This is a genomic window from Paenibacillus eucommiae (genome assembly GCF_017874215.1).
GTDB classification, from domain to species: Bacteria; Bacillota; Bacilli; order Paenibacillales; family NBRC-103111; genus Paenibacillus_AI; species Paenibacillus_AI eucommiae.
On sequence record NZ_JAGGLB010000005.1, the window covers coordinates 90,496 to 101,218 of the forward strand.

Sequence of the window (10,723 nt, forward strand, 5' to 3'; positions counted from 1 at the left end):
TGTATAATGGTAAGAATATGTTTATATTGAATTCATATAGGTGTGATACAGTGTTACCAGAGTTAAGCAGAAGGAGTGAAAAAAGTATGAAAGAAAATGTCCAGTCCGGCTCCCCGTCGGGTTCAGAGCCCAATTCCAAGTCTGGACGCCGCACAGGTTCTTTAAAGCCATTTATCCGTCTTATCCGAGAAACGAATCCGCCCAAGCTGATGCTGGGTATCGCTTTGTTTATGAGTGTCGTGACGACACTGGTCAGCCTGGTCATTCCACTTTTCACCAAAAATCTGGTGGACAGCTTTTCCATCTCATCGATTAAACCAGCACAAATTGCCTTGATTATCGGGATCTTTATCGCACAAGCGATCGCTGGCGGGGTATCCATCTATTTGCTGAATCATGTGGGGCAGAGTGTGGTAGCAAACCTGAGAGACCGCTTGTGGAAAAAGCTGCTCATCCTGCCTGTTCCCTATTTTGATAATAATCTGACGGGTGAGACAGTAAGCAGGATGACGAATGACACAGCAGTGGTCAAGGGGCTTATTACTGATAATTTAACTAATTTCATAGGCGGTATTATTTCTATTGTTGGGGCTGTTACGATCCTCTTGTTTCTCGATTGGAGAATGACGCTGATTATGCTGACTGCTGTGCCGCTCTCAATGCTGATTCTTGTACCCTTGGGACGTCAAATGCACCGGATATCCAAAGGCTTGCAGGATGAGACCGCGCGGTTCACAGGTATTTTGAGTCAAGTGTTATCGGAAATCCGTCTGGTGAAGGCGTCGAATGCAGAAGCCAATGAATATACCAGCGGCAAAAAGGGGATTACTAATCTCTTTCAATTCGGGCTAAAAGAGGCGAGAGTCCAGGCTGTAATCGGGCCTTTGATTTCTTTTGTGCTTATGATGCTGCTTGTCGTTATTATTGGATATGGCGGAGTCCGGGTGTCTTCAGGCGCGTTAACTGCTGGGGATCTTGTTGCATTCATTTTGTATTTGATTCAGATTATTATGCCTATGAGCCAGTTGACGATGTTTTTCACCCAGCTGCAGAAAGCAATCGGCGCAACGGAAAGAATCATTTCGACGCTTCACTCGGAAGAAGAGGATCACGCCTCTGGGCGGGAGTTTGAGAATGCTTTCCAGCCAATGAAGCTTGAGCATGTTACGTTTGCTTATGAGAATGGTGAAACTGTGCTGGAGGATTTGAATTTTACTGTAGAGCCGGGCAAGGTGACGGCTGTTGTAGGCCCAAGCGGCGGCGGCAAAACGACCTTGTTTTCACTTGTGGAAAGATTCTACAAGCCTGTCAGCGGCACGATTCAAATGGGTACAGATCCGATCGATGCGTACTCACTGCAATCCTGGAGAAGCCAAATCGGCTACGTTTCCCAGGAAAGTCCGCTGACTGCAGGTACAATCCGGGAGAACATTATATACGGTACGAACAGAACGGTCACCCAGGCAGAGCTGGAGTATGCGGCCAATATGGCTTATGCCGATATTTTTATCAACGAATTGCCGGATAAATATGACACGGAAGTAGGAGAACGGGGCATCAAGCTGTCAGGCGGCCAGCGGCAGAGGATCAGCATTGCCCGCGCACTGCTCAGAGATCCTAAGATTCTGATGCTCGACGAAGCCACATCCAGTCTGGACAGCCAATCCGAGCTTGCGGTACAGAATGCCTTGAAAAACCTGATGAATGGCAGGACCACTCTTGTCATCGCACACCGACTTTCTACCGTGGTGGATGCGGATCAAATTATTTTCATCGAAAAGGGAAAAATCACAGGCAGAGGCACGCATGAGGAGCTTTTCCAAACCCATAAAATGTACCATGAATTTGCTACACAGCAGCTGCGGATAAAGGAGCATCAGTTTGAAGGTGCTGCCGAATCGTGATTTAACAGCCTCCTCTTTGGGTAATAACTAGCGTACAACGTTCTCACCAAAATAAGAGGAGTGATGACAATGGACAGCAACATTTTTAAAGGAAAATGGAAGCAGATAAAAGGCGAAACCCAGAAACAGTGGGGGAAGCTGACGGACGACGATATGGACGTTATTAATGGCGAGAAGGAAAAGCTTATCGGCAAGCTGCAGGAGCGTTACGGTTACGCCAAGGACGAGGCAGAGAAAGAATATTCGAACTGGTCTTCCAGCCAGAAGGTGTAGTATATGCCTTGGACAAAAAGGGATTACCCGCCTTCACTGAAAAATTTCGAGCCTCGTCTAAGAAATAAAGCCGTAGAAATTGCGAATGCCCTGCTGGAAGAGGGCTATGAAGAAGGCCGGGCGATTGCCATCGCAACGGCTCAAGCGAAGGAATGGGATGACAATCATCCTGACCATTCGGACTCTTCGGATCATTCAGATCGATCAGATCATTCCGATGAGCGCAAAAAGCACTCGCAGAGCAGTAAAGACGATCATGATGGAGCAAACAGTGGCAACAGCAGTAACAGTAGGAATAGTGCCAGCAGTGGCAACAGTAATGAGATGAGAAGATCTGAAGGGCCCATTCATGTTGTGCCTCACGACAAGAAATGGGCCATCAAAGCGGAAGGCTCGGCAGAGCCTGAGCATATAACGGATACCAAGGCCGAAGCTGTGGAAAAAGCGAAGAAGCTGGCCTCTGACGCCAACCAAAGCGCTATTATCCACCGCCAGAATGGTACCGTAGAAACCTCACATAACTATAAATAGCCCATGCGGCGAATATCGATGTTTTTCATTGTTAAGTGATGGGAATCCCGATACTTTGGCGCGATAGTGATGTTTTTCATCGTTAAAAAGACTTTGGGGACGGGACGACTCACACGAGAGCGTAGGTCATAGTCCAGATCGCCGCCAGTTCACAGTCTAGGTCACTGCCCAGATGACAGATCAGATCGCAGATCACTGGTCACTGGTCACTGGGATCATCGGTCACAAGGTTCACAGGTCGAGTCGTAATTCATAGGGGGCTGATTGAAGCCTCCTCCCTAAATTAAAGCTAATTTAAGAGAAACAAGCGTTCATAAGGTGTGCACGCTTGTTTATTTTGTACGTCAGGAAGTACAGGTTTTTGGGGATGTCTTGAGTGAAAAGTCTTCAATTATGCAGTGTAGCAGTGCAGCTTTGTTACTTTGCAGCATTGCAGCTTCGCTGTGATGATGTACTCATTACTACCATTCATTCTCCAAGGAAGCAGTTAGGAAGCGCAGTTTTTCCATATCGTCACTATCCCTTTTCCTCAGAAAAGCCACCTCTGATGGCTGTCCGTTTTGGTTTTCGTGTGATTGTAGCTGTGAGAGCCACGAGAGGTGAACGGGTGTGGGTGGAGGAGCGATAGTGTCCGCATTTAAAGATTTGTTCCTACAGTGGCTGGAGCCCAGATTCATTCCCTCCGCAACGCACAACATACTCGAACACACACCTCAAAAGAACACACATGGCTGGTGGTCCGTGAGACGTTTGCTATGACTCCCTCTCTTTTCCATAAACTCCTATAGTTCGCTTAAAATTTACAAGCCGTTAAATTTACTTGACGGGCACGTCGGGCAGCATTTACCATGGGTTCTATCCAGGACCAGTGAGGTGATGCTAGTTGAAGATTTTTAAGCATATGAAAATGTCTATTTTCACAAAGCTGACATTAACCTTTCTCAGTGTTTTGCTGCCTTTTTACGGGATGACGCTTTTTCTTAATCAGAAAGGGTCCCAAAGCATCAGCAGTGAGATTACGAAGTCCGTGAAGAGCAGGGACGCCTTTTATATGCAAACGCTGGAGCAGGAGATCAAACGGATTTCCCAGCTTTTTTATGAATTTGTGGTGGATAAGGATCTTATGCTGATCGGCATATCGGAAAATTTGCATACGGCTGATCTTCAAGACAAGGTGAAGGCTATGCAGAAACGTTTGCAAATGGTTAAAGCCTCCAGCGTCTATGTGGAAAAACCGATGATTTATTTTCCTCTTATGAACCGGATGATGACCCCGAGTGATATGCCTGATTACGACAAGCTGCAAAATCAGGATGAGGTGGACAGGCTGTCGAGGAATGTAGATCCGAGCCGTTTGATCCAGCTGAAGGATGGCCGTTTGTTTATGAGCCTGCGTTATCCGATGAACACGAATTTTGAGCGCACGCCCTTGTTTGTCGTGATGATGGAGCTTTCGACCGTTCAATTACAAGATAGTCTGAGGAACGTTGTCAGCCCAGAGCAGGGGAATTCTCTACTGGTCCATACGACGGAAAACTGGATGCTTTCTACTGTCCAGGATCAAGTTCTTTTAGAGGATTTGAAAGCGCTATCCGAGGCTGAGAGGCCAAAAGATGTTCTTTCTGGCGCGGGCTCCGTTAAGCTCGATAAGACCAAGTATTGGGAATCCTACATCAAATCGGTCCCGTTAAACCTGACTCTTTTTGTATATATCCCGGATGAAAAGGTGCTCGGCGTATTAAGAAGCTATGAGAAATGGGTATGGGTCATGCTTATCGTGTCCATTGCGATTATTCTCTTGTTTGCTTTAACGCTGTACCGGATTATTCATAATCCGATGCGGAAGCTGGTATCCGCTTTTCGCAGAGTGGAGCAGGGCCGGTTTATGCCAGTCACGGAGAAAGCCACAAGGGATGAGTTCCACTACTTGTTTGCGGGCTTCAATCGCATGGTTTCCCAGCTGAACATTTTGATTCATGAGGTGTATGAAAAGGAGATCAGGTCTCAACGCTCGGAGCTGAAGCGGCTGCAGGCACAAATTAATCCGCATTTTTTATACAATTGCTTCTTTATTATGGGAGGTTTGATCACAGATAAGGAATATGGCAAAGCGTATGGATTCGTTCATTATTTGCGTGATTATTATCGTTTTATTACAAGAAATGCGGAAGATCATATTCCGTTGGAAGAAGAAATGCAGCATGCACAGACGTACATAGATATCCAAACGATATGTTACGGAGACCGCATTGATGTTGAGCTTGAACCGCTTCCTAAGGACCTTGAATCACTTGTGGTGCCCCGCCTGATCATCCAGCCGCTGATTGAAAATGCTTATAAATACGCACTTAGCTGCCATGCTTCCCAAGGTGAATTATGGATTCATTACAAAATGGAAGGTGCATGGATGTACATGATGGTGGAGGATAACGGAACAAAGCTCGATGATGCTCAGATTGCTGCTTTGTCCGCGCAGCTTGTGGCAGCAACTTCCCGATGGGAGGAATCGACAGGCATAATCAACGTGCACCGCCGCTTACAGATTATGTTCGGCCTGGGCTGCGGCTTAACCTTATCCAGATCACAGCTGGGCGGCTTATGTGCCAGGATAGCCATCAAACAACAAGATGAATTGGAGGAAGCGCCATGTACCGAATGATGATTGTTGATGATCTGCCCATTATTGTGGATCGGCTGGTCCGATTGTTTGGGGAGCACGAGCTCTTAGAGCTTGAAATGTACAAGGCTTATTCAGCTTTTGAAGCGATGGATATTCTCAAGGAAATCAAGATGGACATTGTATTAACCGACATCAAGATGCCGGGGATGGAAGGGATCGAGCTGCTGCATGAGATCCGCAAGTATTGGCCGAAATGCAAAGTGATTTTCTTGACGAGCTATGATGAATTCCATTATGCGAAAAGCGCGATTTCTGGCGGGGGCTTCGATTTTATTCTCAAGTTCGAGAAGGATGAAGTTATTGTTAAAGCGATTGAAAAAGCGATTGCGGCCCTTGATGACGAGAATGCCACGATGAAGCTGCTGCACCAGGCCCAAATGCAGAAGAGGCAGGTGATTCCGCTTTTGCAGGAGCAGTATTTGCATCATTTGCTATATGGCAAAAGAGTCTCTCTTACTGGCAGGATGGAGGAACAGTTCCGTGAAACAGGGATCCAGCTGCACCATCGTATGCCTGTATATATGCTAATGGGCAGAATAGATGGCTGGGCGGCTATCACTGCAATTTCCGACCGCAAGCTGATGTTGTATGCCATTCAAAATATAACTGCAGAGCTGTTGAACATATCCGTAGCCATGGTGTCTGTAACGCTTGAGGAATCAAAGATATTGTGTCTCATCCAGCCCAAGGAGTGCTCGACCGCATTGATGCAGGTAGATCTACCCGAAGAGATATGGGAAAGGACCTTTGCCTTTGTGTTCGGATCACTTGAACGGATTCAATCCACCTGCCGTGATCTGTGCAAGCTGTCGCTTTCCTTTGTGCTCAGTGAGGCGCCCATACAGTGGAGCCAGCTTCCTGAATCGTTCGATCATCTGCGTTCCCTGTTTCTGCGCCATGCTGGTGCGGGCAAAGAGATGAGGCTGACGGATCGTACTCTGGATGTGGATGGATCATCTGCCGCTGCTGTTCAACATAAATTGCAAAGCTTTAAGGTGAAAAAGATTGAGCTGCTTGGCCGGTTTCTAGGGAACGGAGCGAAGCCGGAATTTGACCAGCTGTATGAGGAAATTATGAACGATACTGCCCAGCAAGCCGTCTCAGGCTTCTTGAAGCTGGAGGTCTATCACTCGCTGGCTTCCGTATTTTTATCCTATTTCCGCCTTCATCCCTTGGACCCTTCTGTATTTGCTAAAGTGGAGCTGGAAAAACTGACACACGCGAACCCGGATTTGTCTTGGGAGGAAATGAAAGATTATTTCGCCCGTTTGGCGGATCATATCTTTGAGCATAAAGCGGAGATTAGGGAGCCCGGCAAAGAAAACATTATTTTATGGCTGAACGATCATATCGAGAAGCATATTGCTGAGGATTTATCGCTGACCCGGCTCGCGGAGGCGGTCCATTTAAATCCGGTTTATCTGTCACGCTTGTACATGCAAACGGCTGGCATCGGCATTTCCGATTATGTGAATCTGTGCCGGATGGATAAAGCGAAGGGGCTGCTGAAAAACACCCACTGCAAAATATACGAAATTGCCGAACAGGTCGGGTATGATTCGGTGTTGTCCTTCATTCGTTTTTTCAAAAAACAAATGAACATGACGCCTCAGGAGTACCGGGATTTATGAAGAAGTATATAAATGCATATAAAAGTAGGGGAATGCATGTAGAAGCAAAGCCCTTTCAATCGATATACTTAACATGTGATAACTTAAGCCGAGAATATAGTAGGGGGAAAAGAGATGGGATCTGTTACGGCAAAAAGAGTCATGTTCTCCTGCTTGATCCTGCTCCTTCTCGTTGCAGCTGCATGCAGCCGCTCCGGGGGAGATAAGCAGGAGAGCAGCGGATCGTCGCAGCCAGCGGAAACGACGGGCTCTGACAACATGCTGAATCCGATGGATATGAATGCCAAGTATGACCCTCCAGTTACGATAACAACGATTAGAGCCAAGAATGAAAGTATGTTTTTTCATCCTGATGAAAGTATGGATCACAATGCCATCTATGATGCCTATCTAAGAGATCTCGGCATTATTATCAAAAATGACTGGGTGGTGGACGGAAAGGAATACGATCAAAAGCTGAAAATCAGCATTGCCTCTGACAACCTGCCGGATTTCTTTCTGGTGTCTGCCGCGGACCTGCCTCAGTTAATCGAATCCGATATGGTCATGGATTTGACGGAGGCCTACGAACAGTTCGCTTCTGACAAAACCAAAGAAGTGCTGATGGCAGATGGCGGCAAGCAAATGAAGACGGCTACATTTGGCGGCAAGCTGATGGCCATCCCGCAAACCAGCAGCCCTTTTGGGACAGCTGAGCTGGTCTGGCTTCGCAACGACTGGCTGCGGGAAATGAAGCTGCCTGAGCCCAAGACGATGCAGGACTTATTGAAGATTTCCGAGGCATTTGCGTCGAGAGATTCGGGTGGCAAAGGCAAAGTATTCGGTATGGCTTTAAACAAGGAAGATATCAGCGTGCCAACCGGCTTTTTTAATGGCTTTTTTAACGGTTATCATGCTTATCCTACCCAGTGGGTGAAAGATGAAGCGGGCAATCTGGTGTATGGAAGCTTACAGCCCGAGATGAAGACGGCATTGAAGCAGCTGCAGGACCTCTACAAGGCAGGACAGCTTGATCCCGAGCTTGCTGTAAATGATAGTGCCAAGTCAATGGAAATGGTTGCGAATGACCGTATAGGCTTGATGTTCGGGGAATTTTGGATGAGTGCGATCATGCAGCAGTCGGTTGTAAAGGATAACAAAGTAACGCAGGACTGGGGCGTCTATCTGCTTCCTTCCATTGACGAGAAACCGGCATTAACGCAAGTAAGCGCAAGTGTCAACACGTTCTATGTCATTAACAAAAAGGCCAAAAACCCTGATGCTGTTTTTAAATTGCTGAATCACTGGGTAAATTTACAGACGGAGGGTGAGATTGAGGAAGGGAATCCACGCTCAGTATACACGTTTGGCAGGGAGCTGAAAAGCGTTGGCAAGGAGTTCTGGGCCATTAATCCCCTGGTTGTGTTTCTGCAGGATATTTTTATCCAAGGTGGCAAGGAAATTCCGAAAGCCATACAAACAGGGGATGCTTCCGCCATTACCTGGAGTAACGATCTATTGAGTCGATACGAGGCAGTCAAAAAGTATGATGCAGGCGACACAGCTCTTTGGTTACATGCCAAGATTGCAGGGGAAGGCGGGGGATTTGCTGGACTGTATGATTACTTTACCCAGGATCGCTACCATTTCGACGAATTTTATGGCCCAGTAACGCCAGTTATTGCCGAGCGGGGAGATTTATTGAAGACCAAAGAACAGGAGCTGTTCACGAAGATCATTATGGGCAGCGTGTCGATCGACGAGTTCGACAAATTCATCGGCGAATGGAACAAGCTGGGTGGAGATCAAATTACCCGGGAAGTGAACGATTGGTACAAGAGTATGAATTGATAGAAGTGAAACTAAGATAAATCTATTAGAAGGGGGATGCAGGGGTGACAGTAAAAATTTGGAAAAGGGACTGGCCGCTGCATCTTATGATTTTGCCGGGATTTTTGTTTGTGCTTATCTATAGCTATGGTCCGATGGCGGGATTAATCATTGCCTTCAAAAAATTTCTCCCATCTAAAGGTATTTTTGGTTCTCCATGGATTGGTCTGGATAATTTCAGATTTCTTTTATCCCTGCCGGATACGTTTCAAATCGTGTATAACACCATCATCATTGCACTGCTGAAAATAGCAGCTGGATTAATTGTGCCGATTGTCGTGGCCCTTTTGCTGAACGAGGTTCGCAAAACCGCATTCAAAAGAACGGTACAGACGCTGGTGTATTTGCCCCATTTCTTATCGTGGATTATATTAGGCGGCATTCTAATCGATATTTTGTCCCCATCCCAAGGGATTGTTAATACATTTATCGGATGGCTGGGCGTGAAGCCTATTTTCTTTTTGGGAAGCAACGATTGGTTTCGTTTTACGCTGGTTGTGTCTGACGTCTGGAAGGAGTTTGGCTTTAGTACGATCGTGTATTTGGCTGCACTGACAAGCATTAATCCGGTGCTGTACGAAGCGGCTGAGATCGATGGGGCGAACCGCTGGAAGCAGACGCTGCACATCACCTTGCCGGGTATGCTGCCGATCATCGTGCTGCTGGCCACGCTTAGCTTGGGTAACATTCTGAACGCGGGCTTCGAGCAGGTATTTAATTTATACAACACAGCTGTGTACGAAACTGGAGATATTATCGATACTTATGTATTTCGTATTGGCATCCAGAAAGCCCAGTATGGATTGGCGACAGCAATCGGCTTGTTCAAGTCAGTCATATCACTGGTATTCATTTCACTTTCTTATTTCCTGGCGTATCGCTTTGCCAATTATCGAATTTTTTAGCACCGTATTTGTTTAGGGGGAAATCCATTGGCCCATAAGATAACAGGCGGTTATCGGTTGTTTTCCATCATCAATCACTGCCTTCTACTACTGCTGGCCGTTTCCTGCATGCTTCCCTTGCTTCATATTCTGGCTTTATCCTTCAGCTCTGGCTCTGCCGTAACTGCAGGGAAGGTGACGTTCTGGCCGGTTGATTGGACGATCGCCGCTTATGAGAATGTGTTCGGCAAAAAAGAGTACCTGGCAGCCTTCTGGATTTCGATCAAACGGGTTTTGCTGGGTACAACGCTGAACATGCTGCTCACGATTCTTATCGCCTACCCCCTATCGAAGGAAAATAGCCATTTTAAGGGGAGAACGTTGTATGCATGGTATTTTGTGTTCACGATGCTGTTCAGTGGCGGATTAATTCCGTGGTACATGGTGATCAGAGAAACTGGCCTTATGGATACGATCTGGGCGCTTGTTCTTCCTTCTGCAGTCCCAATTTTCAATGTCATCGTGCTGCTCAACTTTTTCCGGGGCTTGCCGAAGGAGCTTGAAGAGTCGGCCAAGATGGATGGCGCCGGACCCTTCACCGTACTTTGGCGGATTTATGTGCCACTGTCATTGCCTGCCCTTGCTACGATTCTGCTCTTCGCCGTTGTAGGCCATTGGAACAGCTGGTTTGACGGCCTTATTTTGGCGAACCGGACTGAGAATTATCCGCTGCAAAGCTTTCTGCATACGATCATTATCAAGCTCGATCCCGCCTATCTGACACCGAAGGAAGCAGAACTGGCGGCTCTAATGAACGACCGAACGAGCCGGGCGGCACAAATCTTTGTTGCAGCATTTCCGATTTTGATTGTGTATCCATTTTTACAGCGATTTTTTATGAAAGGAATTGTTCTGGGGAGTGTGAAGGAGTAAGGGGACCTTCAGTATACT

At 46.9% G+C, this 10,723-nt stretch carries 8 protein-coding genes; all 8 read left to right on the forward strand.

Translation table 11 applies throughout. The annotated features are described in order from the left end of the window. The first annotated feature begins 86 nt into the window (after positions 1 to 86). On the forward strand, positions 87 to 1,904 hold the full coding sequence (locus tag J2Z66_RS09960) for an ABC transporter ATP-binding protein (protein ID WP_209971242.1): 1,818 nt from the start codon (positions 87 to 89) through the stop codon (positions 1,902 to 1,904). Between the two features lie 69 nt (positions 1,905 to 1,973). Beyond that, a complete protein-coding gene (locus tag J2Z66_RS09965) occupies positions 1,974 to 2,177 on the forward strand; it encodes a CsbD family protein (RefSeq protein WP_209971243.1) in 204 nt (67 codons plus the stop codon). Positions 2,178 to 2,180: 3 nt separating this feature from the next. After that, positions 2,181 to 2,708: a DUF2188 domain-containing protein gene (locus tag J2Z66_RS09970; protein WP_209971244.1), complete on the forward strand. Its 528-nt coding sequence runs from the start codon at positions 2,181 to 2,183 to the stop codon at positions 2,706 to 2,708. 883 nt (positions 2,709 to 3,591) lie between these two features. Further along, positions 3,592 to 5,367, forward strand: a complete 1,776-nt coding sequence (locus tag J2Z66_RS09975; protein WP_209971245.1) for a sensor histidine kinase — start codon at positions 3,592 to 3,594, stop codon at positions 5,365 to 5,367. After that, on the forward strand, positions 5,355 to 7,019 hold the full coding sequence (locus J2Z66_RS09980; protein ID WP_209971246.1) for a response regulator: 1,665 nt from the start codon (positions 5,355 to 5,357) through the stop codon (positions 7,017 to 7,019). The genes J2Z66_RS09975 and J2Z66_RS09980 overlap by 13 nt, the downstream gene beginning before the upstream one ends. Before the next feature lie 114 nt (positions 7,020 to 7,133). Continuing rightward, positions 7,134 to 8,849: an extracellular solute-binding protein gene (locus tag J2Z66_RS09985; RefSeq protein ID WP_209971247.1), complete on the forward strand. Its 1,716-nt coding sequence runs from the start codon at positions 7,134 to 7,136 to the stop codon at positions 8,847 to 8,849. A gap of 86 nt (positions 8,850 to 8,935) precedes the next feature. Then, positions 8,936 to 9,793, forward strand: a complete 858-nt coding sequence (locus J2Z66_RS09990) for an ABC transporter permease (protein WP_209971422.1) — start codon at positions 8,936 to 8,938, stop codon at positions 9,791 to 9,793. Between the two features lie 27 nt (positions 9,794 to 9,820). Next, the gene (locus tag J2Z66_RS09995) at positions 9,821 to 10,705 is read left to right on the forward strand and encodes a carbohydrate ABC transporter permease (RefSeq protein ID WP_245375426.1); all 885 of its coding nucleotides are present in this window, start codon (positions 9,821 to 9,823) and stop codon (positions 10,703 to 10,705) included. Positions 10,706 to 10,723: the final 18 nt, after the last annotated feature.

What these genes read in the sequence shown, in the direction of transcription:
- J2Z66_RS09960 (WP_209971242.1), top strand. Translation starts at nt 87, where the DNA reads ATGAAAGAAAATGTCCAGTCCGGCTCCCCGTCGGGTTCAGAGCCCAAT.
- J2Z66_RS09965 (WP_209971243.1), top strand. Translation starts at nt 1,974, where the DNA reads ATGGACAGCAACATTTTTAAAGGAAAATGGAAGCAGATAAAAGGCGAA.
- J2Z66_RS09970 (WP_209971244.1), top strand. Translation starts at nt 2,181, where the DNA reads ATGCCTTGGACAAAAAGGGATTACCCGCCTTCACTGAAAAATTTCGAG.
- J2Z66_RS09980 (WP_209971246.1), top strand. Translation starts at nt 5,355, where the DNA reads ATGTACCGAATGATGATTGTTGATGATCTGCCCATTATTGTGGATCGG.
- J2Z66_RS09985 (WP_209971247.1), top strand. Translation starts at nt 7,134, where the DNA reads ATGGGATCTGTTACGGCAAAAAGAGTCATGTTCTCCTGCTTGATCCTG.
- J2Z66_RS09990 (WP_209971422.1), top strand. Translation starts at nt 8,936, where the DNA reads ATGATTTTGCCGGGATTTTTGTTTGTGCTTATCTATAGCTATGGTCCG.